This is a genomic window from Enterococcus sp. S183_ASV_20, from assembly GCF_018919685.1.
Lineage (GTDB): Bacteria > Bacillota > Bacilli > Lactobacillales > Enterococcaceae > Enterococcus > Enterococcus faecalis.
Window position 1 is genome coordinate 15,566 of record NZ_JAHLRI010000019.1, and the last position, 25,907, is coordinate 41,472.

The 25,907-nt window shown below is 37.7% G+C and carries 28 protein-coding genes and 1 pseudogene; 20 read left to right on the top strand and 9 right to left on the bottom strand.

Annotated features, from left to right (window positions below; all coding sequences use genetic code 11):
• Positions 1-106: 106 nt before the first annotated feature.
• The 3 genes from tyrP to KQI94_RS08490 all read left to right on the top strand — a co-directional run bounded on the left by tyrP (position 107) and on the right by KQI94_RS08490 (position 4,330).
• Positions 107-1,525, top strand: a complete 1,419-nt coding sequence (gene tyrP / locus KQI94_RS08480) for a tyrosine-tyramine antiporter (protein ID WP_002355453.1) — start codon at positions 107-109, stop codon at positions 1,523-1,525.
• 124 nt (positions 1,526-1,649) lie between these two features.
• Positions 1,650-3,056 (top strand): Na+/H+ antiporter NhaC, encoded by a 1,407-nt coding sequence (gene nhaC / locus KQI94_RS08485; protein ID WP_002364855.1) that lies wholly within the window; start codon positions 1,650-1,652, stop codon positions 3,054-3,056.
• A 356-nt stretch (positions 3,057-3,412) separates the two neighbouring features.
• Positions 3,413-4,330, top strand: a complete 918-nt coding sequence (locus tag KQI94_RS08490; protein ID WP_002380063.1) for a hypothetical protein — start codon at positions 3,413-3,415, stop codon at positions 4,328-4,330.
• 51 nt (positions 4,331-4,381) lie between these two features.
• Here KQI94_RS08490 and KQI94_RS08495 read toward each other — a convergent pair whose 3' ends face one another.
• The 3 genes from KQI94_RS08495 to KQI94_RS08505 form a co-directional block, all read right to left on the bottom strand.
• A complete protein-coding gene (locus KQI94_RS08495) occupies positions 4,382-4,831 on the bottom strand; it encodes a YehR family protein (RefSeq protein WP_002364853.1) in 450 nt (149 codons plus the stop codon).
• A gap of 138 nt (positions 4,832-4,969) precedes the next feature.
• On the bottom strand, positions 4,970-5,476 hold the full coding sequence (locus KQI94_RS08500; protein WP_002355457.1) for a phosphatidylglycerophosphatase A: 507 nt from the start codon (positions 5,474-5,476) through the stop codon (positions 4,970-4,972).
• A gap of 131 nt (positions 5,477-5,607) precedes the next feature.
• Complete coding sequence (locus KQI94_RS08505) at positions 5,608-6,561, bottom strand: L-lactate dehydrogenase (protein ID WP_002358635.1); 954 nt, start codon at positions 6,559-6,561, stop codon at positions 5,608-5,610.
• A gap of 167 nt (positions 6,562-6,728) precedes the next feature.
• Between KQI94_RS08505 and KQI94_RS08510 the strand changes: the two genes are divergently transcribed.
• Positions 6,729-7,091, top strand: a complete 363-nt coding sequence (locus KQI94_RS08510) for a DUF4809 family protein (protein WP_002380064.1) — start codon at positions 6,729-6,731, stop codon at positions 7,089-7,091.
• Between the two features lie 15 nt (positions 7,092-7,106).
• Positions 7,107-7,517, top strand: a complete 411-nt coding sequence (locus KQI94_RS08515; RefSeq protein ID WP_002361221.1) for a DUF4809 family protein — start codon at positions 7,107-7,109, stop codon at positions 7,515-7,517.
• Positions 7,518-7,563: 46 nt separating this feature from the next.
• On the opposite strand, the gene KQI94_RS08520 is transcribed toward KQI94_RS08515, so the two are convergent.
• Complete coding sequence (locus KQI94_RS08520) at positions 7,564-8,391, bottom strand: LysR family transcriptional regulator (protein ID WP_002358639.1); 828 nt, start codon at positions 8,389-8,391, stop codon at positions 7,564-7,566.
• A 141-nt stretch (positions 8,392-8,532) separates the two neighbouring features.
• On the opposite strand from KQI94_RS08520, the gene KQI94_RS08525 reads away from it, so the two are divergent.
• Together KQI94_RS08525 and KQI94_RS08530 are read left to right on the top strand one after the other, a co-directional pair.
• Positions 8,533-9,501, top strand: a complete 969-nt coding sequence (locus KQI94_RS08525) for a TDT family transporter (RefSeq protein ID WP_002380065.1) — start codon at positions 8,533-8,535, stop codon at positions 9,499-9,501.
• Between the two features lie 20 nt (positions 9,502-9,521).
• Positions 9,522-10,481, top strand: coding sequence for a GDP-mannose 4,6-dehydratase (locus KQI94_RS08530; RefSeq protein WP_002380066.1), 960 nt, complete (start codon positions 9,522-9,524; stop codon positions 10,479-10,481).
• A gap of 13 nt (positions 10,482-10,494) precedes the next feature.
• Here KQI94_RS08530 and KQI94_RS08535 read toward each other — a convergent pair.
• A pseudogene (locus KQI94_RS08535) lies at positions 10,495-10,841 on the bottom strand (helix-turn-helix domain-containing protein).
• 111 nt (positions 10,842-10,952) lie between these two features.
• Between KQI94_RS08535 and KQI94_RS08540 the strand changes: the two are divergent.
• Positions 10,953-11,570 carry a nitroreductase family protein gene (locus KQI94_RS08540; RefSeq protein ID WP_216454367.1) on the top strand — a complete coding sequence of 206 codons (618 nt, stop codon included), beginning with the start codon at positions 10,953-10,955 and terminating at the stop codon, positions 11,568-11,570.
• A 186-nt stretch (positions 11,571-11,756) separates the two neighbouring features.
• Positions 11,757-12,770, top strand: a complete 1,014-nt coding sequence (locus KQI94_RS08545) for a lipoate--protein ligase (RefSeq protein WP_002381234.1) — start codon at positions 11,757-11,759, stop codon at positions 12,768-12,770.
• Between the two features lie 70 nt (positions 12,771-12,840).
• Here KQI94_RS08545 and KQI94_RS08550 read toward each other — a convergent pair whose 3' ends face one another.
• Both KQI94_RS08550 and KQI94_RS08555 read right to left on the bottom strand, forming a co-directional pair.
• Positions 12,841-13,695 (bottom strand): M48 family metallopeptidase, encoded by an 855-nt coding sequence (locus tag KQI94_RS08550; RefSeq protein WP_002384882.1) that lies wholly within the window; start codon positions 13,693-13,695, stop codon positions 12,841-12,843.
• A gap of 182 nt (positions 13,696-13,877) precedes the next feature.
• Complete coding sequence (locus tag KQI94_RS08555; RefSeq protein ID WP_002355470.1) at positions 13,878-14,213, bottom strand: hypothetical protein; 336 nt, start codon at positions 14,211-14,213, stop codon at positions 13,878-13,880.
• A gap of 114 nt (positions 14,214-14,327) precedes the next feature.
• On the opposite strand from KQI94_RS08555, the gene KQI94_RS08560 reads away from it, so the two are divergent.
• The 8 genes from KQI94_RS08560 (at position 14,328) to KQI94_RS08595 (ending at position 21,762) form a co-directional block, all read left to right on the top strand.
• Entirely contained in the window at positions 14,328-14,612 is a 285-nt protein-coding gene (locus KQI94_RS08560) for a hypothetical protein (protein ID WP_002380069.1), read from the top strand.
• A gap of 4 nt (positions 14,613-14,616) precedes the next feature.
• Entirely contained in the window at positions 14,617-15,552 is a 936-nt protein-coding gene (locus KQI94_RS08565; RefSeq protein ID WP_002361227.1) for a LacI family DNA-binding transcriptional regulator, read from the top strand.
• Between the two features lie 170 nt (positions 15,553-15,722).
• Complete coding sequence (locus KQI94_RS08570; RefSeq protein WP_002355475.1) at positions 15,723-16,319, top strand: nitroreductase family protein; 597 nt, start codon at positions 15,723-15,725, stop codon at positions 16,317-16,319.
• A gap of 42 nt (positions 16,320-16,361) precedes the next feature.
• Entirely contained in the window at positions 16,362-17,207 is an 846-nt protein-coding gene (locus KQI94_RS08575; RefSeq protein WP_002358647.1) for a VOC family protein, read from the top strand.
• A 128-nt stretch (positions 17,208-17,335) separates the two neighbouring features.
• Positions 17,336-18,097, top strand: coding sequence for a DeoR/GlpR family DNA-binding transcription regulator (locus KQI94_RS08580; protein ID WP_002375902.1), 762 nt, complete (start codon positions 17,336-17,338; stop codon positions 18,095-18,097).
• Between the two features lie 12 nt (positions 18,098-18,109).
• Complete coding sequence (locus KQI94_RS08585) at positions 18,110-19,510, top strand: aminopeptidase P family protein (protein WP_002384885.1); 1,401 nt, start codon at positions 18,110-18,112, stop codon at positions 19,508-19,510.
• A gap of 86 nt (positions 19,511-19,596) precedes the next feature.
• Positions 19,597-20,247 carry a uracil-DNA glycosylase gene (locus KQI94_RS08590; RefSeq protein ID WP_002361229.1) on the top strand — a complete coding sequence of 217 codons (651 nt, stop codon included), beginning with the start codon at positions 19,597-19,599 and terminating at the stop codon, positions 20,245-20,247.
• A gap of 174 nt (positions 20,248-20,421) precedes the next feature.
• Positions 20,422-21,762 (top strand): MATE family efflux transporter, encoded by a 1,341-nt coding sequence (locus tag KQI94_RS08595; RefSeq protein WP_002404086.1) that lies wholly within the window; start codon positions 20,422-20,424, stop codon positions 21,760-21,762.
• Positions 21,763-21,786: 24 nt separating this feature from the next.
• Here KQI94_RS08595 and KQI94_RS08600 read toward each other — a convergent pair whose 3' ends face one another.
• On the bottom strand, positions 21,787-23,613 hold the full coding sequence (locus KQI94_RS08600) for a M3 family oligoendopeptidase (RefSeq protein ID WP_002384889.1): 1,827 nt from the start codon (positions 23,611-23,613) through the stop codon (positions 21,787-21,789).
• Between the two features lie 127 nt (positions 23,614-23,740).
• Between KQI94_RS08600 and KQI94_RS08605 the strand changes: the two genes are divergently transcribed.
• The 3 genes from KQI94_RS08605 (at position 23,741) to KQI94_RS08615 (ending at position 25,548) form a co-directional block, all read left to right on the top strand.
• Positions 23,741-24,250, top strand: coding sequence for a VanZ family protein (locus KQI94_RS08605; RefSeq protein ID WP_002366143.1), 510 nt, complete (start codon positions 23,741-23,743; stop codon positions 24,248-24,250).
• 130 nt (positions 24,251-24,380) lie between these two features.
• Positions 24,381-25,109 (top strand): YebC/PmpR family DNA-binding transcriptional regulator, encoded by a 729-nt coding sequence (locus tag KQI94_RS08610; RefSeq protein WP_002361233.1) that lies wholly within the window; start codon positions 24,381-24,383, stop codon positions 25,107-25,109.
• 52 nt (positions 25,110-25,161) lie between these two features.
• Positions 25,162-25,548 (top strand): C-GCAxxG-C-C family (seleno)protein, encoded by a 387-nt coding sequence (locus KQI94_RS08615; protein WP_002404085.1) that lies wholly within the window; start codon positions 25,162-25,164, stop codon positions 25,546-25,548.
• Between the two features lie 75 nt (positions 25,549-25,623).
• Here the strand turns inward: KQI94_RS08615 and KQI94_RS08620 are convergent, their stop codons facing one another.
• On the bottom strand, positions 25,624-25,797 hold the full coding sequence (locus tag KQI94_RS08620; RefSeq protein WP_002355495.1) for a hypothetical protein: 174 nt from the start codon (positions 25,795-25,797) through the stop codon (positions 25,624-25,626).
• Positions 25,798-25,907: the final 110 nt, after the last annotated feature.

Here is a 25,907-nt window from a genome sequence, read left to right on the forward strand (position 1 = left end):
TTAACCAATTCTTTGTCTGGGTAAGAGGCAGTCGAATGACTGTTTTACTCAGCGTATAACAGTCATTCATGCTCCTTATCCAAAATCTTATAAGGAGTGTACAAAATTGGATAAACAACAAGTTAAAAAAATTGAATTAGGTACTTTTATCGGTTTAACAATGGCATTGTGTGCAACTGTACGTAGTATCCCAACACTTGCTGCTGTTGGTTGGACATTAATTTCTTACACAATTTTCGCGGTCTTATTCTTTGCTGGTCCAATCGCATTGATATCTGGTGAATTATCTACGATGCTTCCTCAAGAAGGTGGCCCTCAACTTTGGGTTAAAACTGCCTTAGGTAGCAAATGGGGTTTTGTTGTCGCTTGGTTACTATGGGTGCAAATGTTCCCAGGAATGGTAATGGTTGCTTCTACATTAGGCCCTTTGCTAGGTAATACATTTGGTAATGTTCATTTAGGTGAAAATCATTGGTTCGTATTAGGTTGTATCTTAGTGATTTACTGGATTATTACAATCTTGAACTTGAAATTTGACATGGCGAAAGTTGGCGGAAATATTGGTGTTTGGCTAGGTGTTTACATCCCAGTATTAGTTATGTTTGTTTTAGGTCTTCTTTCAATGATTAAAGTAGGCTTAACACCTGGCGGCTATTTAGGTGCCTTCTCTTGGTCAAAAGTTTTACCAAACTTAGAAAATATGGACACATTTAAATATCTAGCAGGGATTGCATTTATCTTTGTTGGGATTGAAATGTCTTCTGTTTATATTCCTCGTTTGAAAGATGCAACAAAAAATTATACAAAAGGCGTTTTCATTTCATTAATTGGTTTAGTTTTATTAAACGTTATTAATGCAATGTTTGTTGCTAATATTGTTCCAAATGGCAAAATGGAATTGTCTAACATTACACAACCAATTTTGCTTTATTGTGACGTTTTAGGTTTACCAACAATTATTGGTAATATCTTTAGTTTCATGGTCTTCTTAGGTGTGTTATTACAATTATCTGCTTGGGTTACTGGACCATCAAAAACAATTATTCAAGTTGCTCGTGATGGCTTATTGCCACCAAAATTTGGTTTCCATCGCGAAAATAAATATGGCGTTTCTCGTAACGTTGTGTTAACACAATCTGTGGTTATCTCATTATTCGCTTTACTTTATGGGGTAATGGATGATGTCAACGCTGTATTCTTAACTTTAACAAATGCAACAACAATTATTTATAGTATTGTGTATGTATTGATTGCGATTTCCCTAATTAAATTACGTAAATCTCAACCAGATACACTACGTCCTTACCGAATTGGTAAAAAAGGTAATGGCTTAGCTTATTTAGTGGCAGCAATGTTAATTTTTAGTGTTATCATTGTTATTTTCGCCACATTAGGTACAACAACCGTGACTGATGCAGTCTTAGTTGCATTAATCACTATTGTTATGTTTGTGATTCCGTTAATCATTAATCGCTTTAAAAAAGCAAGTTGGGCAACGGAAGTAAAAGAAGATTTAGGTGAATAAAAAGGCCAGCAATTATTTTGCTGAGTGCCTCTTCATCTGATGACTATAGTAAATTGTCGTTTGGAAACTGAAGCAAGTTCGATTATTGCTTCAGTTTTCGCTTTCCATAAAAGGAGGTTTTCATATGAAATCAACGAAACCCACTGTTTCGTTCGCTGAAAGTTTAGGCATTTTGGTTGCCTTGTTAGCGATTCTCGGGTACTTAATTATTGGTCAAAAATTAACCCCTCACATACCGATTCTTTTTGTATTCATGTTGTTGTTGCTTTATGGCAAATGGAAAGGATTTTCTTGGGATGAGATCCACGAAGGCATTGTGGAAGGGATTAAACCAGGGATCATTCCGATTATTATTTTCTTGTTGATAGGTGTCTTAGTTGCTACTTGGATCTTGTCTGGGACGATTCCAACAATTATGGTCTATGGTTTTAAAATTATCTCAGTGAAGTTCTTCTTACCAACCGTTTTTGTGGTCTGTGCACTAGTTGGTGTGACGGTAGGGAGCTCCTTTACGACTGTTTCAACTATGGGGATTGCCTTTCTAGGTATTGGACATATTCTTGGATTCGACAATGCGATGACAGCTGGTGCAGTTGTTTCAGGTGCCTTTTTAGGGAACAACATTTCACCGTTATCTGATACAACAAACTTAGCTGCTGGAATTGGTGGCGTGAACCTTTTTGAACATATACTAAACATGATGTACACTGTTATTCCGGCGTTTATTATTTCGATTGTCGGCTATATCTTCTTGGGGCATCAATCTGGTTCAGCGGATTTACAATCGGTTGATGCAATGGTCCAAACGTTACATCAAGGATTCTGGATTTCACCGATTACATTGTTGCCAGTAGCGGTTTTATTCTTATTCGCCTGGAAAAAGGTACCGGCTATTCCAACGTTACTAGTCGGCTCTACAGTGGCGGTCATCTTAGCTTTTATAAATGATCATCACCTAAGTTTAGCGAAAGTTTCTACCATCTTAATGAGTGGTTATGTGGCAGATACAGGGGATCAAAGTATTGATACACTTTTATCTCGTGGTGGGATTGAAAGCATGTTAGGTTCTGCTGCGTTGATTATTTTGGCATTAGGTTTGGGCGGCTTGTTGATTAAGTTTAACATCGTGGCTACTTTAATTGATAAAATTAAAGGCTATGTGAATAATCCAGCCAAATTAATCGCTTTAACTGCCTTAAGTTCTGTGGGAATTAACTTACTAGTTGGCGAACAATATTTGTCAATTATTTTACCAGGGGAAACATTTAAATCCTCATTTACTCGTTTAGGTATTGATAAAAAATATTTAACTCGTACTTTGGCAGATGCTGGGGCGGCAGTCAACTCGTTAATTCCTTGGGGAGTTAGTGGTACCTTCATTATGGGAACGTTAAAAGTTGGTGCACTAGAATACTTACCATATGCCTTTTTCCCATTGCTTTGTCCCGTTATCACCGTCATTTTGGGGATATTCTTAAAAAAACAACAAGGGGAAAACAAAAAAGCACCAGGGACTAACGTTGAATTGTGAGTTTTTTCAGATAATTAAACAATTGGTTACGATTGAACCTCAGTGTATCTACTGATTGGTTCAATCGTTTTTTCGTCACAGATTTTTTACAATTCTTCATATAATCTTTGAAGCTCCTTAAAGGCAATTTAATTATTCTAAGTTATGATACAAAGGATCAATCAAATAGGTGGATGAACGTGGTGTTAAACTCATAGAGACTAACAGTAGTTTATTCTTGCTCAATGTTGAGGTGTAGGTTCGAATCCTACCGTCCACTTTCTGTTATTTAAACCAACTTAGAACGAAACACAAACAAGTGACGGATACACATGATTAAGGTACAATAAGGGCAGGGAAAACAAGGAGGAATTCTTATGAAAAAGATAGGGCTTATTTCTAGTGCTTTTCTTTTAACCCTTGCTTTAGCAGCATGCGGCGGCGGAAAAAGTACAGAAAATACGGATAGTCGTTCCAGTGCTGCGGAAAGTACCACAGTCGAGAGTACAAAAGCATCTGCTACAAAAGAATCAAGTAGCAAAGCAGCAACAAAATCTAGTGATGCGAAACCGTCAGGAACAACAACAGCTGATTCGAAAGCAACAGCTTCTTCTACGAAGGAAGCGGCAAATAATGGCTCAGCAGAGAAGCAATCACCAGCGAAAAATGCGAATCCAGATGACCAAGCCAACCAAGTGCTTAACCAGCTAGCAAACATGTTTCCTGGTCAAGGCTTACCGCAGGCAATTTTAACGAGTCAAACGAATAACTTTTTAACTGCAGCGACAACATCACAAGCGGATCAAAACAATTTCCGTGTTTTATATTATGCAGAAAAAGAAGCGATTCCAGTGAATGATGCACGTGTTAATCAGTTAACGCCAATTAGTTCTTTTGAGAAAAAAACATATGGCTCTGATGCCGAAGCAAAAAATGCAGTGAACCAAATCATTGACAATGGCGGTCAACCAGTAGATTTAGGTTACAATATTACTGGGTATAAACAAGGGGCGGCAGGTTCTAGTTACTTATCTTGGCAAGAAGGCAATTGGAGTTTAGTCGTACGGGCCTCAAATATCAATGGTGAATCGCCTGATGATTTAGCGAAAAATGTTGTCAACATTTTGGAACAAGAAACGTTGCCAGCACCGAATACCGTTGGTCAAATCACACTGAACGTGGCAGGAACAACTGACTATAATCGCAACTCAGTAGTTTGGCAAGCCGGTACAGTCGTTTACTCTGTCCATCATTTTGACCCAATTCAGGCAGTGAAGATGGCAACATCGATTTAAATAATCAAAAGAAAGCGTGCAACAATGCCCATTGTCGCACGCTTTCTTTTATTATTTTTGTTCTGTATAACCTTCTGACTCCACCAATTCTTGGCTTTTCTTCATGCTAATTCCCTTAGAAGAATCTCCATCAATCTGGATACCATCCACTTTTTTTGCTTTATCATAATCAAGTTTTTCATAATTAATCGTCAATTTTTCGATGGCTTGTTTGTCCTCATAGGTCAGTTTGTAATCAAGCCCTTTGATGTCCTCGTATTGTTTAGAAACGGGTTCCAACGCTGTTTTTGCCTCTTCTTTTGTAATCCCCAATTTGTCATAAGAAACAATGTTTTTAGCCGTTTGCGTTAAGACTTTATCTCCTTGGTACGTATAGGTTAAGGTGGAATCAATCCCATCTTGTGGCGAACCTACAAAGGTTTTTGTCTCTATTTTTGAACCGCAACTTGCAAGAAAGAATACCCCAATAAAAATTAAAAATACGCGTAAAAACTTTTTCATTTCTAGATAACCTCCTTTAGCTGTTTATTCTTGACTGTAACATAACACGGCAAATAATTACTGTTAAGTAGAAAGCTTGTGAGAAGTCCAGCAAATAAAAAACTTGCCTCTTCTCATAAAAATGAAGAGGCAAGTTTTTTATTTAGTAATATCACTTAAATCTGGTTGTGAGTGGGCCAACCGACTGGCAGCCGCAGCCGCAATTGCGCCCACGATATCATCCAAGAATGTGTGGACATGTTCGCCATCATGCGCATTTAACTCTTTTAAAATGCCTGGTTTTACCTTGTCGATATACCCATAGTTCGTAAAACCGATAGATCCATAAACATTTACAATGGAGAGCGCCATAATTTCATCAATGCCATAAAGCCCTTCATCTTCCGTTAAAATTTCTTGTAACGGTGAAAGTAGCTTGTTTTCTTCCGCCAGAATATCCAGTTGGACACCTGTAATAATCGCGTTGTGTACTTCACGCTTTGTTAACACGGCATCAACACTTTCTAAACAAGTATCTAATGTTAAATTGTCAATATAATCTTTTTGTAAAAATAACACAAGTTCAGCTAAATCATTCATTGTTACGCCACGTTCTTGCAATAAACGACGTGCGCTATTTTCTAACGTATCTCCTTGGATTACCATTTTTTGTCCTCCTAATTTCTGCTTTAGTTGAAGTTCTTCTTTCATGGTACCAAAAAGAACGATAAAGGGGAATTAGAATCTATTTTGGTAGAGAATAATTTAGTTGAAGTGTTATTTTTAGTTAAAAATTACTAAGCGTTCGGTTGTAACGATGCCATCACTTGTTTTAATTGTGTCACTGATTTTTGGAAGAGTTCTTTTTCAGCGGCATTCAGATTCAATTCAATAATGTCAGTCACACCTTGATTGCCAACGACTGCAGGAATCCCTGTAAATACATCTTGTTGCCCATATTGCCCATCTAAGTAAGCTGAGACAGGTAAAATAGCTTGTTCATTATTTAAAATGGCTTTAACAATGCGTGCAGTACTCATACCAATCCCATAATAGGTCGCTTGTTTGCGATCGATAATTTCATAAGCTGTATTTTTCACTTTATCAGAAATGATTGGTAAATCGTCACTAGTTAAGCGCTCTGTCGTATCCACAATTTCTAAAATAGGTTTGGTACCAATCATGGTATGAGACCAGACAGCCACTTCAGAATCCCCGTGTTCGCCAATAATATAGCCGTGAACATTGCGTGGATCAATCGCTAAACGTTGAGACAGTTCTTTGCGGAAACGAGTTGTGTCCAAAGTTGTACCAGTTCCAATTACTCTTGAAACAGGTAAACCAGAAGCTTGCCAGGCCACATAAGTCAGTACATCGACAGGATTTGAGGCAATCACTAAAATTCCATCAAAACCAGATTTCATGATATTGTTAACAATTGTTTTCATAATTTCTGCATTGATTGAAACCAAATCTAGACGACTTTGCCCAGGTTTTTGATTAGCGCCAGCTGTAATCACGACGATATCGGCATCTTGGCAGTCTTGATAGTCGCCAGCCCAGACGTTTACATTTTCTTGACCCCAAGACACACCATCTAATAAGTCAATTGCTTCGCCTTCAGATTTGGCTTTGTCAATATCAACTAAGATTAATTCATTCGCAATCCCTTGGTTGATCATGGAATAGGCAATACTTGTGCCAACAAAACCAGTACCAATAATTGCGACTTTTTTGTTAAATACTTTCATCGTTCATCTCTTCTTTCTGTAATATTTCTTTCTTAGTGAATTATATCACGAATTTTTCAGGTGTGGTTATACTAATCTGTAATAGTCTTTATTAACAATTTAAATAAGGGAAGCGTGCTTTTTTTGTTATGATAAGAGTAGGAAAATAGAGGAGATAAGGAGGCAAAATGACAACGACAACAGTGTATTATGCAAGCAATAATGAAAAACAGCCGAACTGTTTTCAACTAGTTATCGGTAGCTGTAGCTATGAACTTCCAAAAATAGAAATCTACGAAATCCTGGAATGTGTCGCTTCAGCATATGGCTATCAAAAAGAACCATGCATTGAAGAACAAACAGAATGTTTTGTTAAAGGCAACCGTTGTATACATGTTTCCCAACAAGCGATGACGTTGACTTTTGTTGTGAATGATCTGCGTTTAGTAATGGAAAAACAATGCCGAAATCACGAAGAAGTCTTTCAAGAAGTCAATCATATTTTATTGAATATTTTTGAGGAGACCCCTTGTGTTTTTCTCGAAAAGTAGGAAAGAAGGATTAAGATGAAACAGGTGAAAATAACAACTACCTCAGACTTGATTAATGGCGGCTGCAATGCCTGTCCGAATGTGAAGTGTACGAATTATCTTGTTCATGTAGAAGATGAAACAATTGCGTTAGAAACGCTAACCGTTGCAGATTTAGTAACCTTATTAGCACTCAAAGAAGGGTTTCGTCAAAAATTAGTTATGGAAATGTTCGAAGAATATACGATGTTTGAAAGGGAAACTCATCAAGTTGTATTTAAGGAAGAGGAAACGAGAATTCTTTTTCAATCAAAAAAACAGACCATTCAAAGCACTCTTTTGTCTAAAGAACCACAACAAGTGTTCCAAGAAACCCAGCAAATTTTACACCAACTATTTGAGTTAGAACCTTTTGAATTTGAATTGGTAGAGGAAACTGATAAATAAAAAACAGGAAAACGATTTAGCGAAAGCTAAGTCGTTCTCCTGTTTTTTAGGTTTGTCGTTCACGAATTTTTTCAACGATTCGGTTATAAACTTCAGAGAAGGAAGTATTGGCATGGTGATCGGTCTGGACAATGAAAATTTTTCGAGAAGCAAAGGACTGATCAATTGGTTGCCAAGGGATCTCATCGGAAATAGATAATCGAGAAACAATTGATTGCCCAATGTTATTTTTTAGCAATTGTAACAGGACTTCGTTGTTGTTTAATTCGATAATTGGTAAGTTGATACTGTGTTCATTGAGATAAAGCTCATTGAAAAAACGTAAGCCAGAGTTCTTTTCTCTTAAGAGCCAAAATTTTGAAGCGGCATCTCCTGCTAGAACTAGTTGATCTTCATAAACAATTTCTTTGTGTAAATTTTTGGTTTCAATGGGTTTTTCAATTAGTCCAATGTGGGCATGATTATTTTGAACCATATCCACGACTTCGTTTGAATTCATCAGTTGAATCGAAAAGTTGATGAGTGGAAAAGCGGTAACCAAACTCTCCATAATATCTGGCAGTAAATAAATAGCAACTGTATTTGAAGAGGCTATAATGCAGTCTTCTTTAAAATTCTCTTTTTCTGCAGCTTGCGCAAAAGAAGTAGTTAAGCTTTCAATAATCGAGAGCATTTTTGGATATAAAAAATCAGCTTCTTTGGTAGGAATAACCGATTGTTTTCCATTACGATAGAACAGCTTGATCGAAAAGTGTTGCTCTAATTTCTTGATTTGCAAAGAAACAGTTGGCTGAGAAATATACAATTGTTTGGCCGCCGCACTAAAATTTTTGGTTTCATACACAGCAATAAATGTTTTGATCCATTCGAACATAAAATCGCCTCTTTCTATTTACTATCTTAATAGTTGTTATTGCAAATATTTATTTTACAAATATAAATATTTCATTTAGTATAATAACATACTTTTGATTAATATCAATAATAATAAATAAAGACGGAGTGTGACTACATAATGGTAGAAAGTGCGAAAAAATTCTTGCGGAAAGTCCCGATTCCCATTTGCGGACTAATTTTAGGGATAGTTTCTTTGGGGAATTTACTTTATTCCTTGGGATATGCAACAATTGGGACCATTTATTGTGTACTTGGCAGTCTCTTAATGATTTTAGTTATTTTAAAAATTATTTTTACAATGAAACATGCATTAAGCACCTTAGATGATCCAATTATTGCTTCGGTATCACCAACATTTACAATGGCTTTAATGGTTATCTGTGTTTTCTTAGATCGGATATTTACCAATGCTGCTTGGATTAACGTGTTGTGGATTGGCGCAGTGATTTTACATTTTATTTTAATGATTTATTTTGTAGCGGTGCATATTTTTCCAACAAAAATCGAACTGGAACATATTTATCCAAGCTGGTTTATTACGTTTGTCGGCATTGGCGTTATTCCTAATACTTCTCAATTGTTTATCAATGAGTTGGGAAAAATTGTTTTTTGGGTAGCGTTGTTCTTTTATTTACTCTTGTTACCAATTTTAATCAAGAGAATTACGAAGTCGAAAGAAATGCCTGAATCGACCATTCCTTTATTGACGATTATGACAGCGCCAGGTTCGTTATGTTTAGCTGGCTATATTTCAATGGGTGGTCATTTGTATATGCCATTAGTTGTTTTCTTGCTAATTTTATCTCAATGTATTTATGGGATTGTAGTAGTGAATCTATATAAAATTATGCAAGTGACATTCTATCCAAGTTATGCTGCCTTTACATTCCCATTAGTGATTTCTGCGACAGCATTAGTCAAAGTTAAACCTTTATTTGCAGAAAAGGTAGGCCTAACGAGTCTGTTAAATATTTTGTCTACTTTTGAACTCTTATTAGCTGTGGCTATTGTAAGTTATGTGTTCATTCGATATTGCATTTTTTTATTCCAAAGAGAAAATAACACGAAAAAAGTGGAATTAAATTAAAAAAGAGAGGAAGCAAAGAGGTGAAGAAACTATTAATTACTGGAGGAGCTGGCTTTATTGGTTCTAATTTGGCTAATTTTTATAGTCAACAGTATCAAGTTTTTGTGATTGATGATTTGTCCATGGGGCGAGTGTCAAATTTGCAACAAACTGAGCAGTTGGTTTTTATTAAAGGAAGTGTGACGGATCAGCAATTATTGGACGAAGTACTTTCAAAGCATTCGTTTGAGTATATCTTTCATCTTGCGGCCGTGGCAAGCGTGGCAAGTTCTGTGGCACAGCCTCTAGAGACACATGAGGTCAATTTTTTAAGTGTATTGAAAATATTGGAATCAATAAAAAAATATCAAAAAGAGCTCAAACGTTTTGTTTTTGCTTCGTCGGCAGCCGTTTACGGTGCAGAGCCAACGTTGCCTAAAAGAGAAACTTCGGTGATTTGCCCTTTGAGTCCCTATGCTATTGATAAGTTTGCTGCTGAACGTTATGTTCTCAATGAATACCATTTACATGGGGTACCTACAAGCGCAGTTCGCTTCTTTAACGTCTATGGTCCCAATCAAAATCCTGCTTCCCCCTATTCTGGTGTCCTGTCCATTTTGATGGATCGTTATATCCAATTAGAGCAAGGGCAAGCGAGCCAATTTCAAATATTTGGAGATGGTCAGCAAACACGTGACTTTATCTACATTGAGGATGTCCTAACTGCATTAGATTTAGTAGCAACCAAAAGTGAAGCGTTGGGACATGTTTATAATGTGGGTACCGAAGTTGCCATTTCCCTTAATCAATTAATTGAAGAAATGAACCAATTAGTGGGACTTTCTTTGCCAGTTTCTTATCAAAAGGAACGAGATGGCGATATAAAATATTCTCTTTCAGATAGTTCTGCTTTGAAAGGCTTAGGTTTTTCACCCGTTTATTCAATTCAAGAAGGACTTCAAAAATATCTTAAGTTTACCCATAATACCCAAAATAGATAAAAAAAGACGAGACTTATTTGTTAAGTCTCGCCTTTTTTTGTGCAAATGTTTCGCCCCAATGGCAAAGTGAAGAGAGGGCATCGTAAAGAGCATATCCTTCCGGAGTGAGCGTATATTCCACACGAGGGGCAGTTCGTTAAAGGATTCTCGATGGACTAGGCCATCTTTTTCCATTTCTCTCAAGCGATCTGTCAGGACGCGCTGAGTGATTCCGTCGAGCGCACGCATCAATTCACCGTTGCGCTTGGTCCCTTGGAATAATTCATCCATTAATGATAATTTCCATTTGCCGTTAATGGTGGAAAGGGCTAAGTTGATACTGGTTTGTTTATCAGTTGTCATAGTTTCTCCTTGTGACACGTAATGGTTACTTTTTTCTTCCTAGGTGAATAAAAAGTGCGTACTTTTTTTCTCCATCATAGTGAGTAATAATAACTATGTCAAGTAAGGCAAGAGGAAGGAAGAAGAAATATGATGTATCAAGATGTTGTTCGCAGCCGCCGCTCAGTTCGGGATTTTATGCCAGATGTTGAGATTCCTAAAGAGGAATTAATGGCCATAATTGAGGAAGCGATGTTCGCGCCAAATAGTACCAATTTAAATTCATGGCGTTTTTTAATTGTCACAGAAAAAGAACAAAAAGAGGCCCTTTACGAAGTTTCGATGCAACAACCAGCAGTTAAAGGGGCAGCGGCGGTGATTATTTTATTAGGTGATTTGACTGCTTATACAGTGGCCAATGCAGATGAAATCAGTGCTAAAGCTGTCGCACAAGGAACGATGACGGAAGAAATTCGTCAAGGAATTAATGAAAATGTTTCTTGGTACTATGATGTTAGCGAAGAACAAAAAAGAGAGTGGCTAATGTTAGACCAAGGCTTAGTTGCGATGCAGCTGATGCTTTCTGCAAAAGATCGAGGCTATGATACTGTGGAGATGTCTGGTTTTAAAACAGAAGCGGTTCGCAAGTTATTTAATATTGAGGATCATTTAGTGAACGGACTGATTATTCCGATTGGCAAAGCTCAAACACCCGGCTTTGAAACAGTCCGACGAGATGTTTCAGAAGTAGTAACTTGGTTAGATTAAAAAGCTAAACAGTTCTGCAATTGCTGTTTATTAGATTTTGAGCGTGGAACAAACATCCAAAGTGATTGTTGTCCCACGTTCTTTTTTTGTTGATCATCCGCTTTTGAGAATGGCCAGAGAAGACGTTTAGTGAACCAATTTTGAAAGAAAGTGATACACTAGAAGAAAAAGAAGTGGGGCGACCTTATGCGTTATGTCATAATGCAGTCACGAGATATTCGTGAAAATTTAGCAACGGAAGATTATCTATTAAACACTCTCTCTTTTGAAGAGCCCTTAGTGTTGTTCTATATTCAGGAACCCTGTGTTATTTTAGGCCGAAATCAAAATGCTTATGAAGAAATTGACTTAGCTTATGCTAGAGAGAAGGGAATCGTTATTACTCGCCGTTTATCGGGCGGTGGTGCTGTTTATGATGATCTCGGGAATGTCAGCTTTAGTTTTGTTGTTCAGGAAGGACATCAAGCTTTTGGGGATTTTAAAGCGTTCACTAAACCAATTATTGAAGCATTACATAAAATGGGCGCAACGGGGGCCGAGATTAGCGGTCGCAATGATTTATTAATTGATGGGAAAAAATTTTCTGGCAATGCCATGTATACAAAAAAGGGGAAGATGTATACTCATGGTACCTTGATGTATGATGTTGATTTGGCAGAAGTTCAACGTGTTTTAACTGTTTCTAAGAAAAAAATTGAATCAAAAGGGACAAAATCTGTTCGGGGACGCGTAACCAATTTACGGCCGTACTTAGACGAAAAATATCAAAAATTAACCATTGAGGAATTTCGCAATCGTTTACTGATGGAGCTCTTTGATGTCGAATCTCTAACTGAAATTGCGGAGAAAGAATATGTCCTAACTAAAACAGATCAACAGGAAATTAGGAAATTGGTCGCTGAAGTGTATGGCAATGAAGCTTGGATTTTTGGTGAAGCGCCTAAATTTACAATCAAAAAAGAAGAAAAGTTTAAAGGCGGCATTGTGGATGCACGTTTGACTGTTGAAAAAGGTAAAATAATTGAGTTAACGATTTATGGTGATTACTTTGCCAAAAAAGAAACAGCGGAAATCGTTGCGGCTTTATTAGGTGTGGACTATCAGTATTCATCAATTTGGCAAGCATTAGCAGCGTTTAACTTTGAAGACTACTTTGTAAATATCACCAAAGAAGAATTTGTTCATTTATTGGTGGATTAATAAACGTGCTGGGACAAAAGTTAAAGAATCTTTTGTCCCAGCACGTTTATTTAATGATGGTTGGCTCTTGCTAGAAAAATTTTCCATGAACGTCCCAATTGCCAGTATCTTTGGCTTTTTTCAATGTTTGCATTCGACGGAAGCCAACAGGATGATCGGATAAGAAGTTACTCAATTTAAGCCAGATGGTATCATCATGTAAATCAATACTGTGAAAGTATTCTTCTAAATCCACACGACTGCCCATATATTTTCCTGAAAATAAATAAATCATGCTTAAAGCACCTTCTTCTGCGTAGTATAAACCTGCGCGATCAGCGGTATATTCTTGCGTTCTTGTAAAACTTTTATCTAACGCAACTGGTTTCAAAATAATGGATAACATTAGCCGCCATAAATTAGTGTGCCCACATTTATGGTGTCCTAGCTCGTGTGCCAAAATAAAGCGAATCAGCGAAAAATCGCCTGTATTGTACGCGATGTCCAACAAATCACTGTGAATGACAACATAGCGTCTGTGTAAAGAGCATTTTGCCGCAAAAGCGTTTAAGACACCATTCCCGTTGATTAAATAAAGACGTGGCATCCTTAATTTTTTAGTGCCAAAGCCCATTTCTTTTGCCAAATCAATATATAAAGAATAAATTTCTGGTAACTGATTTTCTGTAATTTCCACTCCGTTAGAAGCAGTATCCATGTACATATAACGAATGGTAAAAAAAGCAATGACTGGCGCAATTGGTGCAATTAAGACAATTAATAACCAGTCAGGAATCGGCAAATCACTCAATATCAATAAAGCAACTAACCCCAATGCTAAAAACAATAAAACAAAACCAATGATAATCATTGGTAATTCAAAACGATAACGTAACTTAGCAACAGAAATTTCTTTCTTTTTTTCCTGCGGTTGACACATAAACATTCCTCCCCAAACATTTCCCAAACACTTTTTCAAATAAAATGACTTATCTGTTACTTCTAATATACCATTGGTTAATCGATAATGACAATGGTGGGAACTTGAATAAAGGTAATTATATCAAGTGATTAATGAAAGGGACTCGTTGTACGCGGGGAATTGGTCTATCTTGATTAAATAAAATTTTAATAATCTAACTGTTTTAGACGTAATAAAGTAGTTTCTGGAGTTAATTTTTTAATAACATACAAACGCAAAATCGCATGTTCAATTTTTTGTTCTTCTGGCGATAGCTCCGAATTTATATAGGATAACTTCTCGATTAAATAGGTTAAAAATGAGCCAGCACCTTGGCTGCCCACTAAAAAGCCCATTTCTTCCGTTTCGGTTAATTGTTGTTTTTTTAAGTGGTAAATTTCTTGTGCAAGTGCCCCCGAGATAATGATTTCATCTGTTTGCTTGTTCAAATTTGTTAGTAAGTCGCTTTTTGTTGCTACTGTAACCGTTTCCATTGCACTCATCCTTTGCTTTTATATGATACATCTAGTATAACATGGCCTCACTTTTTTTATTTTTCCTCTTGCTCTGGTACGCGTTTCATAAGGTAAGCTAGGTGTATCAAAATATTGGAGGGCATGAAAATGAATGTTATAGTGGAGATAAGCGATAGACTTGGTATGGATTACTATTTTGTCTCGGTGACTACGACGGCCAAAAGTCTGCAGTTAAATAGTCCCAAAAAATACTATAAGATTTGGCATCAAGAAATTCCGTACCATCAGATAACGGAGTGGCACTTGACACAGCAGGAGGATATTCAGGAAATTTCTTTTGCTTGGCAGGAGACCTTTTATCGTTTTATTGATTACGGGACAGGGATTGTGCCTTATTTAACTCAATTTTGTAAAGTAATGGGGTGAAAGTATGACAACAATTCGAGAAATTGCGCGCCTTTCAGGATCTTCAGTCACGACTGTTTCGCGTGTGATTAATCATCATCCGTATGTTTCTGAAGAAAAACGACTGAAAATCCAAGCAATTATCGATGAGTTGGGCTATAAGCCCAATATATTAGCGAGAAATCTTAGCTTTGGGAAAAGTAATACATTAGGTGTCATGGTTCCTTATACGAATCAACCTTATTTTGATGCTATTTTAAGTGGGATTATCCACCAAGCATTTCAGCAAGGGATGATGGTCAGTTTATTACCAACGGATTATGATAAAGAAGTTGAAAAAAGTTACTTGGAAAAAATGGCCACGGGTGCGTTTGATGGCATGATTGTTTTGTCAAAGGCAAATCCTTTAAGTGTGTTTGCTCCATATAAAGAGCAAGTTGTTTTTTGTGAAAAAATAGAAGACCCTAGTTATGCTAGTATCTATATCGATCGTTTAACCGTTTATCGGCGGGTCTTCCAAGCATTGAAACAACAAGGATGTAGTGAAGTGGCAATTACGATTAACCGTGCACCAGAAAAAAGTACAAGCGCACGCTATTTAGTTGACGCATATCAGGAAATTTATGGAGCGATTCCTGAAAATCGGTTATTTAAGGACTGTTTAACCTATGAAGATGGGTGTGAAGTAGGACGTCACTGTGGGCAAGATCCAACGCTCCAAGCGGTTGTGACCAACGGTGATGAAATTGCCGCAGGGATTCAAGCCGTTATTGAAAGACCACTCTTTTTAGTGGGACAGGAACAAACTTTATTAAGTGAAATTTTAAATTTTTCAACAATCTGTCATCCATTAATGGAATTAGGGGAAAAAGCCACACACTTATTTCAAGAAAAACGGCCGAAAACGATTCAATTGACTTCTACATTTATTAATCGACAACCAGATTTTTCTTTTTCTTAGAAAAAAGCTGGTTGTTTTTTCTTTGGTAGAATAAGGTTTTTCACTAAAAAATAAAAAAACTTACAAAAAGTAAGACAAAAAGCTTTGCTTACTTTTAGTAAGGTAGTATAGTAAGCATGTAAACAAAATTAAATGAATTTACTGAGGAAATTCGAAAGGATGAACATATTATGTCAAAATTTACTGAAATGATGAAAAACCGTCGTTCAATCTATGCTTTAGGAGAAAACTTACCAATTTCAAAAGAAGAAGTAACTGCTTTAGTAAAAGAAGTTGTTAGAGAAAGTCCAACAGCTTTTAACTCTCAAACACAACGTGTTGTGTTCTTATTCGGCGATGCTCACAAAAAATTATGGGCAATGACTGAAGACGCCTTAAAACCATTAACTCCAGCAGAAGCATTTCCAAACACACAAGCTAAATTACAAGGTTTTGCAGCTGGTGCGGGCACAATTTTATTCTTTGAAGATACAGATATCGTGAAAAACTTACAAGATAGCTTCCCATTATATGCGGATAACTTTCCTGTTTGGTCTGAACAAGCAACTGGTTTAACACAAGCGAACGTTTGGACTGCCTTAGCGCAAGAAAATATCGGCGCAAACTTACAACACTACAACCCAGTCATTGACGAAGCGGTTGCTGCAGAATGGTCAATTCCTGCAAACTGGAATTTACGTGCACAAATGGTCATTGGTTCCATTGAAGCGCCAGCTGGCGAAAAAGAATACATGGAAGATAGTGCTCGTTTTAAAGAATTCAACTAAATCATTGCTTTAGTAAAACGAAGAGGAAAGGAGTGAAAGCAAATGGTTCAAGCATTACCAAGTAATATTGGGATTCAACAAGTCACTTTGAAAGTGGCTGATTTAGATAAAATGGTAAACTTTTATACGAAAACAATTGGCTTAAAACTTTTAAAACAAGGAGAGGGACGTGCTTGGCTAGCGCCACAAGGCACCAACGATGCAATTCTTGTCTTAAAAGAACTAACAGCTGGGGAAGAAAATCAGGGGACCACTGGCTTGTACCATATTGCTTTCCTGCTACCAACCCGCAAAGATTTAGGCAATATGTTGCTGTGGCTTTTGCAGGAAAATGTGCAAATTGGCGCAGCAGATCATGGCTATAGTGAAGCCCTTTACTTAAGTGATCCAGAAAATAATGGCATCGAAATTTATTGGGATAAACCAGAAGAAGTCTGGGATATTCGTCCAAATGGTGAAATTATCGGTGTGACAGAAGAATTAGACGGTGATAGTTTAGCTGCAGAAGCTGACGGTCACTGGCTAGGAATTTCCGAAGGTTCTAAAATTGGGCACATTCATTTGAAAGTGGCCGATTTAGATGCCACTGAAACGTTCTATAAAAACTTAGGGTTTGGCTTAAAGTCTAACTTTGGTCAACAAGCGAAGTTTTTTGCAGCGGGTCAGTACCATCATCATATTGGGACAAATACATGGAGCGGCAAACAGCTGCCAACGATTCAAGAAAATCAATTTGGCTTAGAAAATTACACCTTCCGTTTACCAACTGCGGCAGATTTAGAGATCGTCCAAGCCAATGCGGAAGAAGCAAAGTTACATTTTATTGCCAAAGATCATTTACTTGCGTTAGAAGATCCTAGCGGCATGATTATTCAATTTACCTATTAAAACCACTCTCAAACTAGCCCTTCGTTAGAAAATGAAGGACTAGTTTTTTTGTCTTGTTTGCATTATTTTGCATTTGTTTGCAAAATAATGCAAAAGATGCTATCTTTACTTAGAAGAGGTGAGGAAATATGTTGATTGAAGAACGTTTAGCCAAGATTCAAAAAATAGTGAATGAACAAAAAAGTATTTCCATGGAAGCTTTAGCGGAGCAAGTCTCCGTTTCAAAAGATACTATTCGACGAGATTTAATTCGTTTAGAAAAGGAAGGACATTTAAAGAGAACGCACGGTGGCGCTATCTCAGTGCAGTCTGAAGCAACTATTTATGATTATGCTCAACGAATAATGAAGCATCCAGAGAAAAAACAAGCCATTGCCCAAAAAGTTTGGGCAAATATTCCCAAACAAGCGTCCATTTTTTTTGATTCATCAACCACGGTGGAAGCAGCTATTCGAGCGATGGAAAATAGTCCGATTCACGCGATAACGAACTCTCTCAGTCATGCGCTACTTCTAGCGCAAATGGATCAGACAAAAATTACAGTATTACCTGGGCAACTGCATAAACAACAACTCTTTTTGTTTGGGGCAGAAACAGTCGCTAAGGTTGGGGAATTTGCCCCCGACTATACATTATTAGGTGTGTTTGCGTTATCTGAACAAGGATTATTTATTCACACAGAAGAAGAAGGTCAAGTCAAACGGCGAATGATTCAACAAGGCAAACAAGTCATTGCCTTAGCAGACCAAACGAAATTAAACAAAACGGGTTTATTTAAAATTTGCGAATTAACAGAAATTGATTGTTTAGTGACAGATACACGACCTGATGAAAAATTCTGTGAACAGTTAGCGCAAGCAGGCGTAACGTTGATTGTCGCAGATGAATAATGGAGGATAATAATGAAGCGAAAAATTAATTATACACATATTGCTGAACCTACTGTTTTTGAGAATGTTTTTCCAACGTATTTGACGAATGAAACGATGATGGCGCGCAAGCAGAAAGTATTACAACGAATGGAAACAGAAAAATTCGATCAATTAGTTTTCTATGCAGACAAAGAGCATGGCAGTAATTTTGAATACTTAACTGGCTTTATTCCGAGGTTTGAAGAAGGACTCCTTGTGTTAAATAAGGATGGTATGGCGACACTTATTTTAGGTAATGAAAATTTAAAACTGTGCCAACATGCACGCATCTCAGCCGATTTAATTCATTATCCAGCTTTTTCGCTACCTAATCAACCAATGGATGGAGAACAAAAGTTGTCGCAGATTTTTGAAACGCTTCTCGATGAAACTGCTCAAAAAATAGGTATCGTTGGTTGGAAAATGTTTACGACACAACAGCAAGAACCCGCTACTATGTTTGATGTGCCACATTTTATTGTCGAAGCACTGAAAAAAGCGCTGCCGAAAGAAGCTCGTTTACTAAATGGGACCCACTTATTGATTGGAGCAAAGGGGGCCCGCACAACAAATAATGCTAATGAATTGGCGCACTATGAATATGGGGCGAATTTGGCTTCTCGCAGTATGTTAAAGGCCTTAAATGCAATTGAAGTAGGACAGCGTGAAACGGACATTGGGGCTTTGTTAAATGATGAAGGTCAAATGCCGACGGTAGTAACCATTGCGGCAACTGGTCAACGTTTTGAATATGCAAACATGTATCCGACTGCCAAAGAAATTCAGTTAGGTGATGCCTTATCATTAACTACAGGCTACAAAGGCGGCTTGTCTAGCCGAACAGGTTTTGTTATTGAAAACGAGCAGCAATTGCCAGAAGCGCAACGTGATTATTTAGAGCGCGTAGCAAAACCCTATTTTCAAGCTGTCGTTCACTGGCTTGAAACCATTCGAATCGGATTGTTAGGGCGAGAAATGTACCAAGCGATTGAAGAACAGTTACCAAAAGAAATCTATCACTGGCATTTGAATCCTGGGCATTTAGTTTCGGATGATGAATGGATGTCGTCGCCTATTTATCCAGATTCAGCCATTCGCTTGGAAAGTGGCATGCTCTTTCAAGTGGATATTATTCCTTCTGTACCTGGTTATACAGGGGTGAGTGCAGAAGAATGTGTGGCTTTGGCTAATGAAACATTGCAAAAAGAGATTCAGCAAACTTATCCAGACATGTGGCAACGGATTGCGACACGCAAAGCCTATTTAAAGGAGACATTAAAGATCGATTTACCATCGGAGGTTTTACCAATGTCTAATTTAGTTGGTTACTTACGGCCTTTTTATCTAGCTAAAGACAAAGCTTTGTGTGTAGAAAAACCAGCTCCTAAATGAGTAGGCTCCTTTTTTGAGTTTCTTTTGGGCCTTATTTATAATCAATATAGCAAAGGAAGAACACCAGAAGAGAGGCGTGATGGTAAATGCACTATCCTGAACATCTGAAACAAGCAGTTTTAGCTAAAGCGAAAGACTTACCATTAGAAGGTTTTGTAGAAGGACAAGGCCCGCAACAGCCAAAAGTGATGCTGATTGGGGAAGCCCCTGGAAAAGAAGAAATTAAAGAAAACGTACCATTTATAGGGCGTTCAGGTCAATTGTTGATGGAACAATTACAACAAGTTGGCTTAAGTCGTGAAACGGTGTATATCACCAGTGCGGTTAGGAGTCGACCTTTTTCTGTAAAAACGAAGCAGATTGCAAAAACGGGAGAAAGAGTAACCAAATTTCCTAATCGAACGCCAACCAAAGAAGAAATCAAAATTTTTGCGCCTTTGCTTGATTGGGAAATCGCTGTTTGCCAACCTGAACTAATTTTGACACTGGGGAATATTGGGTTGCAACGACTTTTAGGACCAAAGCCAACAATCACTGCAGTGCACGGAACGGTCATTCAGTCGCCCATTCAAACATTTGATGAGCAATCACAAAACTATCATTGGACGCAGAAAACCTATCAAATCATTCCACTCTTCCATCCAGCGGCTGTCTTTTATAATTATCGTTTAAAAGAAGTCGTGAAAGAAGATTGGCAAGTGGTTCAAAAACAACTGCAACTGCTTAAGAAAGTTTAAAATGAGAAAAATAAAAGGATGGTTGTTTTTTCGAAGAGAGAATGCTACCCTAGAAGTATCAATAAATAGACAGATTATTTAATCGCTGGGTTGAATAATTGAAGGATTCTGATTTTTGCGTAAGCCTTGAAGCAAAAAGAATGAGTCCTTTTTTTGTTAGAAGGAGATTTGGGTATGGAGCAAACACAGCAAAACCATTTTACTGCGTTGTTTTATAAAAATGTTCTGTTAGGAATTTTAAGTATGGCGGCGCAATCAATTTTTATTTTGGCGGACACATTTTTCATTGCAAATGGGATCGGCACCGAGGCATTGGCGGGGCTTAACATTGTCTTACCACTCGTTAATATTATTAATGGATTAGGTTGGATGTTTGGCGTTGGCGGCGCTACGTTGTTTTCGACCACGGTTGCGCAAAAAGAAATCAAAAAAGCCAATCAGTATTTTAGTTTAACGATTGGGTTAGTTTTCGTTATAGGGAGTCTCTTTACTTTAGCGAGCTTGATTTTTTCCGATCAAATTATTCGGGGACTTCAGGGGACCGGTGTCTTGTTTGGTTTGGCAAAGGAATATTATATGATTTACCTTAGCTGTTCATTATTATTTATTTTAAACAATTGCCTGATTACTTTTTTAAGAAATGACCATAATCCTCGTTTGGCAACGATTGCTTTTGTCAGTGGGGGAATTGTCAACATTATTTTGGATTATGTCTTTATTTATCAATTTGGGTGGGGTATGGCAGGTGCGGCCATTGCAACGGTGATGTCACCGTTAACAAGCTTAATCCTGATTACGTTGCATAAGTGGTCGCCGCAACGAGTTTTACGTTTTGAAAAGTTTAAAGTGAAATTTCAGGATGTTCGAGAAATTATGTCGATTGGTTTTTCCTCCTTTTTAAATGAATTTTCTTCGGCCTTTGTCATGTTTTTATTTAATATTGTTTTGTTAAACTTAGTTGGTCATGTGGCGATTTCAGCTTATGCGATTGTTGCCAACCTCAATATTATTGTGATTGCCATTTTTACAGGGATTGGGCAAGGGGCGCAACCATTACTCAGCCGATACTATGGTTTAGGGGAAACGAAGGTGTTGCGTAAATTTGTTAAACTTAGCTTTATTACGTACTTGGTCGCCGGCTTCCTGTTCTTTTTAATCAGTCAAGTATTTACGGGACAAATCATTGTGGGCTGTGGTAGCGAAGGGAACGACCAGTTGGCGCAAATTGCTAGGACAGCCATCCGCTTATATGCGATTTCCTTCTTGTTTACAGGATTGAATTTTATGGGGATTTATTACTTTTCGGCAGTTCGTAAACCGAAAATGGCGCTAATGATTTCCTCTTTGCGTGGGTTCTTTTTAATTGTGCCAGTTTTATTTATTTTGGTGAAATTACTAGGATTAACCGGTGTTTGGTTAGCCATGCCAGTAGTTGAATTTGTTACGTTTGGACTAATGCTTGTGGGCTACCTTGCATATCGAAACTATTTGAAAAAAAGAGAAGCAGTAACCTGATGTTGGTTACTGCTTCTTTTTTGCTTAGTTTACATAGTTTTCAGTTAAGGTCATGAATTGTTCCACATCTTTTAGGACTTGATCAATGCCGGCTTGCCAGAAATCAGGTTTTGTTAAGTCAACATTTAAATGTTTTTTCGCTAATTCTTCGCTTGTCATCGAAGCAGTGTCTCTTAATAACGCAATGTATTGGTCTTCAAAAGAGCTGCCTTGTTGATTGGCATACGCATAGATACCCATGCTGAATAGATAGCCAAAAGTATATGGGAAATTATAGAAAGGCACATCATCAATAAAGAAGTGCAATTTGCTCGCCCAGAAATGAGGATGATAACTGCCAAGACTATCTTTGTAGCTTTCTTTTTGCGCCGCTAACATTAATTCAGTAATATCTTCTTCCGCTACTAAACCTTTTTGGCGCGCTAGATAAAAATTATTTTCAAAGATAAAACGCGCATGAATGTTCATAAACATAGCAATGGCATTTTGCATTTTTGTGTCTAAAAGGTTAATCTTTTCAACGTCTGATTTGGCCTCTTTTAAGGTGGCGTCAGCAACAATCAATTCTGCAAAGGTACTAGCCGTTTCTGCTACGTTCATGGCATACTCTCGATTCAATGAAGGTAAATCCCACATCACGCTACTATGGAAAGCGTGACCTAATTCATGGGCTAAAGTAGCTACTTCGTTGATTGAATTGCCAAAGGTCATGAAAATACGCGACTCTTGTGTTTCAGGTAATTCTGTACAATAACCCCCAGGACGTTTGCCTGGACGATCTTCAGCTTCAATCCAACTTTTTTCAAAAGCCATTTGGGCAAAATCGGCCATTTTCGGACTGAATTTACGGAAATTTTCTAAAATAAAGGCAGCGGCTTGATCAAAGGAATACGTTTTTTCTTCTAAATCACCTAAAATAATTGGTGCATCTTGGTCTTGCCAATCCATTTTTTCTTTACCGAATAATTGCGCTTTGCGCGTTAGAAAGTCGACGAATGGTTGTTTATTTTTTTGGATGGTTTCCCACATAACCGTTAATGTTTCTTGACTCATTCGATTATAGTTTAAGGGATTTTCTAAATAATCTGTAGTGCCATGCAATTTGTAATCAGATAAACGGAACCCATCCAAGTGATTTAGGGTGTCTGCTAAAATTGAAGCTTTGCCACTCCAAGCTTTCTCCCAGGCTGTAAACAAACGTTGACGAACCTCTTTGTCAGGATCTCCCATCATGCGGTTAAAGGCTTGGCCTGCAGATAGTTCTGTCACAGAGCCATCTTTTTCTTCAAAAGGAATCACAATGGAAGCAACAATCGTATCGTAATGTGTACTCCAAGCATTTAACCCATCTAGAGAAAGCGTATTGATGATATTTTCTTCTTGTTCGGAAAGCAGTTTTTTTCCATCACGTCGTAATTCATTTAAGCGAAAAGCCATTGTTTTAAACGGTTCTTCGGCTAACAGGTCTTGCCAATGTTCTGCTGAAATCTCGGTGATTTTTTTAGTAAAAATGGTTTCAGCTAATTGAATCGCTGGCAACAGATTGTATAAATCGCCTGATAAAATTTTGGCCTTGGTATCATTAGTATTAGCAGAAATTAAAGCAGTTAAAAAACTATTACATTGTGAAAAGCCATTTGAGATTTTCCCTTGTAACGTTAAAATTTCAGCAAATTGTTCTTTGCCTTGGGCACTTTCTGGTGTCCATTCTGTGATTAATTGATGGTACTCTTTTGTCTGTTCGGTTAATTGAGTCATTCGTTGGCTAAGTTCTTTGGACTCGCTCCCATTGGGGAAAATACTGTCTAAATCCCATGTAATAGAATAGGTCATATCCAATCCTTCTTTCATTTTTTTCTTTTCAGTATATCATAAGACCTAAGAGAAGTTGTTTCTTTTTCCCTCGAAACCGACTATAATAAAAAAGAATTTTCCGTGGCAGGCACGGGGCAACTTGAAACCAAGAAAAGAGGATTATATGAAAAATTATTTGAAAGATAGTAATTTATATTTAGTCATTGCGTTTGTTATTATGGCCATTTTATTTTTCAGTTCATCACAGACGTATGAACAGCAATCACAAGTTGGTCTTTTAGATAAACTTCTGAGCAGTCATCCTTTTGAAGAACAATTAAAAAATATTTCTTTTCAATATGCTGGCAGTGAAGTGAGCATTCAAGCTAGTGGTTATAGTAAATTTGTTGAATTTTTTATTCGTAAGGGAGCCCATTTTGGTACGTATTTTCTATTAGGTGGTAGTTGGTTTATTGGATTAGTGCCAAGAATCAAAGGTCTGTTTTTAACAGCTGTTGTTTCCTGGCTAGCTGCTACTGGCTATGCAGGTTTAGATGAATTTCATCAAATGATCACAGGCGGAAGGACCCCTCTTTTTCAAGATGTTATGTTGGATGCCATGGGTGCTTTGACAGCCATCGTCATTTGTTTGGTGGTTCATGGTTTGAAGAAAAATAAAAAAAGAAGACGCTAATTTAGAAGAGCTTCGTTTATTCGTCAGAAAGGTGGGTAAGCGAGGGTCTTTTTTTGGTAGCGCTTGTTCCTAACTGAAAAGAAGAGTAGAATAAAGGAGAATAGTAACGAAAAGTCAGGAGGAATCAAGGATGTCAGGACACAGCAAATGGAGCAACATTCAAGGGCGTAAAAATGCGCAAGATGCCAAACGTGGGAAAATTTTCCAAAAAGTTTCAAGGGAAATCTATATGGCGGCAAAAGCAGGTGGCCCTGACCCCGCAATGAATCCTGCTTTACGTTTAGCAGTCGATAAAGCTAAGTCAGCCAATATGCCCAATGATAATATTGCTCGCGCCATAAAAAAAGCCAGTAGTGCTGGTGAAGGGGAACATTATGACGAGGTAACTTATGAAGGATACGGGCCAGGTGGCGTGGCAGTTTTAGTTCATGCACTAACAGATAACCGCAACCGAACGGCCACCAATGTTCGCGTCGCGTTTACTCGAAATGGTGGCTCTTTAGGTGAAACGGGTTCGGTGAATTATATGTTTGATCGTAAAGGCTATATTGTCATTAAGCGAGAAGACCATGCAATTGAGGAAGACGACATGCTAGAAGTCGTTTTGGAAGCAGGCGGCGAGGATTTAGAAACATCACCAGAAGTATTTGAAATTTACACAGCACCAGAAGATTTTACAGCGGTTCGCGATGCTTTAGAACAAGCAGGTTATTCATTAGCACAAGCTGAATTAACAATGGTTCCGCAAACCTTACTAACCTTGAACGATGAACAAAAAGCGCAATTAGAGCGCTTGGTTGACAAGTTAGAAGACGATGATGATGTGTCAGAAGTATTTACCTCTGCAGAAAATCTATAAAATAAAGGGATGCTTGGCGTCCTTTTATTCATAAAATGAAAGCGGATACATAATGGAGGGCATTTTGAAAAAGAGAATTTGTTTACAAGCAATCAGGGAAGAAGCGGAAGCCTATTATCGTAACGGTGATTTTTATTGCTCGGAAGCGATTGTGGCGACCATTCGGCAACACTTTGATGCGGAGATTCCCATTGAAGCTGTGGCCATGGCTTCTGGGTTTCCTGTAGGTGTTGGAGGAGCGAAGTGTATTTGTGGTGCTCTTTCAGGCGGGGTTATGTGTCTGGGCTACTTTTTTGGTCGGACAGAAGCCAAAGGAGAACAAGTAAATAAAACGATGGGTTCACCTGAACATATGGAACAATGCATTGGCTTTACTGGGGAAATCGCTGAAACAACCGCAAAAATTATTGCACGAGAACTTGCTTACGAATTAGTCTAGTAAAAAATGAGAGAGGAGCAACCAGATTCATTCACCTGAATCTGGTTGCTCCTCTCTCATTTAATGCGTAATCAATTAACCAAGTACTTTTTCATAAGCTTCCACTTGAGATAAGACACGTTGGAGCTGTAATTCATTTTCAATATAGTTGATTGAATTACCTAAATCTTCTTGGCGGTTTGTTTCTAAACGATCGACTTCTTTTTTTGCTTCGTTCAATAAGTGTAGAACTTCTTCCTTAGATAACATGTACTCACCTCCTTGCGCAGTTCATCTACTATTAGTGTACTCCTTTTTTTCAAAAAAGGGCAATAATAGGATATTAAAAAACAAAAATAGCGGTCCTAACCGCTATTTTT

Bases quoted from the DNA above. Each gene is read 5' to 3' on its own strand.
- nhaC (WP_002364855.1), top strand. From the start codon at position 1,650: ATGAAATCAACGAAACCCACTGTTTCGTTCGCTGAAAGTTTAGGCATT.
- KQI94_RS08490 (WP_002380063.1), top strand. From the start codon at position 3,413: ATGAAAAAGATAGGGCTTATTTCTAGTGCTTTTCTTTTAACCCTTGCT.
- KQI94_RS08495 (WP_002364853.1), bottom strand. From the start codon at position 4,831: ATGAAAAAGTTTTTACGCGTATTTTTAATTTTTATTGGGGTATTCTTT.
- KQI94_RS08500 (WP_002355457.1), bottom strand. From the start codon at position 5,476: ATGGTAATCCAAGGAGATACGTTAGAAAATAGCGCACGTCGTTTATTG.
- KQI94_RS08505 (WP_002358635.1), bottom strand. From the start codon at position 6,561: ATGAAAGTATTTAACAAAAAAGTCGCAATTATTGGTACTGGTTTTGTT.
- KQI94_RS08510 (WP_002380064.1), top strand. From the start codon at position 6,729: ATGACAACGACAACAGTGTATTATGCAAGCAATAATGAAAAACAGCCG.
- KQI94_RS08515 (WP_002361221.1), top strand. From the start codon at position 7,107: ATGAAACAGGTGAAAATAACAACTACCTCAGACTTGATTAATGGCGGC.
- KQI94_RS08520 (WP_002358639.1), bottom strand. From the start codon at position 8,391: ATGTTCGAATGGATCAAAACATTTATTGCTGTGTATGAAACCAAAAAT.
- KQI94_RS08525 (WP_002380065.1), top strand. From the start codon at position 8,533: ATGGTAGAAAGTGCGAAAAAATTCTTGCGGAAAGTCCCGATTCCCATT.
- KQI94_RS08540 (WP_216454367.1), top strand. From the start codon at position 10,953: ATGATGTATCAAGATGTTGTTCGCAGCCGCCGCTCAGTTCGGGATTTT.
- KQI94_RS08545 (WP_002381234.1), top strand. From the start codon at position 11,757: ATGCGTTATGTCATAATGCAGTCACGAGATATTCGTGAAAATTTAGCA.
- KQI94_RS08550 (WP_002384882.1), bottom strand. From the start codon at position 13,695: ATGTTTATGTGTCAACCGCAGGAAAAAAAGAAAGAAATTTCTGTTGCT.
- KQI94_RS08555 (WP_002355470.1), bottom strand. From the start codon at position 14,213: ATGAGTGCAATGGAAACGGTTACAGTAGCAACAAAAAGCGACTTACTA.
- KQI94_RS08560 (WP_002380069.1), top strand. From the start codon at position 14,328: ATGAAAATGAATGTTATAGTGGAGATAAGCGATAGACTTGGTATGGAT.
- KQI94_RS08565 (WP_002361227.1), top strand. From the start codon at position 14,617: ATGACAACAATTCGAGAAATTGCGCGCCTTTCAGGATCTTCAGTCACG.
- KQI94_RS08570 (WP_002355475.1), top strand. From the start codon at position 15,723: ATGTCAAAATTTACTGAAATGATGAAAAACCGTCGTTCAATCTATGCT.
- KQI94_RS08575 (WP_002358647.1), top strand. From the start codon at position 16,362: ATGGTTCAAGCATTACCAAGTAATATTGGGATTCAACAAGTCACTTTG.
- KQI94_RS08580 (WP_002375902.1), top strand. From the start codon at position 17,336: ATGTTGATTGAAGAACGTTTAGCCAAGATTCAAAAAATAGTGAATGAA.
- KQI94_RS08585 (WP_002384885.1), top strand. From the start codon at position 18,110: ATGAAGCGAAAAATTAATTATACACATATTGCTGAACCTACTGTTTTT.
- KQI94_RS08590 (WP_002361229.1), top strand. From the start codon at position 19,597: ATGCACTATCCTGAACATCTGAAACAAGCAGTTTTAGCTAAAGCGAAA.
- KQI94_RS08595 (WP_002404086.1), top strand. From the start codon at position 20,422: ATGGAGCAAACACAGCAAAACCATTTTACTGCGTTGTTTTATAAAAAT.
- KQI94_RS08600 (WP_002384889.1), bottom strand. From the start codon at position 23,613: ATGAAAGAAGGATTGGATATGACCTATTCTATTACATGGGATTTAGAC.
- KQI94_RS08605 (WP_002366143.1), top strand. From the start codon at position 23,741: ATGAAAAATTATTTGAAAGATAGTAATTTATATTTAGTCATTGCGTTT.
- KQI94_RS08610 (WP_002361233.1), top strand. From the start codon at position 24,381: ATGTCAGGACACAGCAAATGGAGCAACATTCAAGGGCGTAAAAATGCG.
- KQI94_RS08615 (WP_002404085.1), top strand. From the start codon at position 25,162: ATGGAGGGCATTTTGAAAAAGAGAATTTGTTTACAAGCAATCAGGGAA.
- KQI94_RS08620 (WP_002355495.1), bottom strand. From the start codon at position 25,797: ATGTTATCTAAGGAAGAAGTTCTACACTTATTGAACGAAGCAAAAAAA.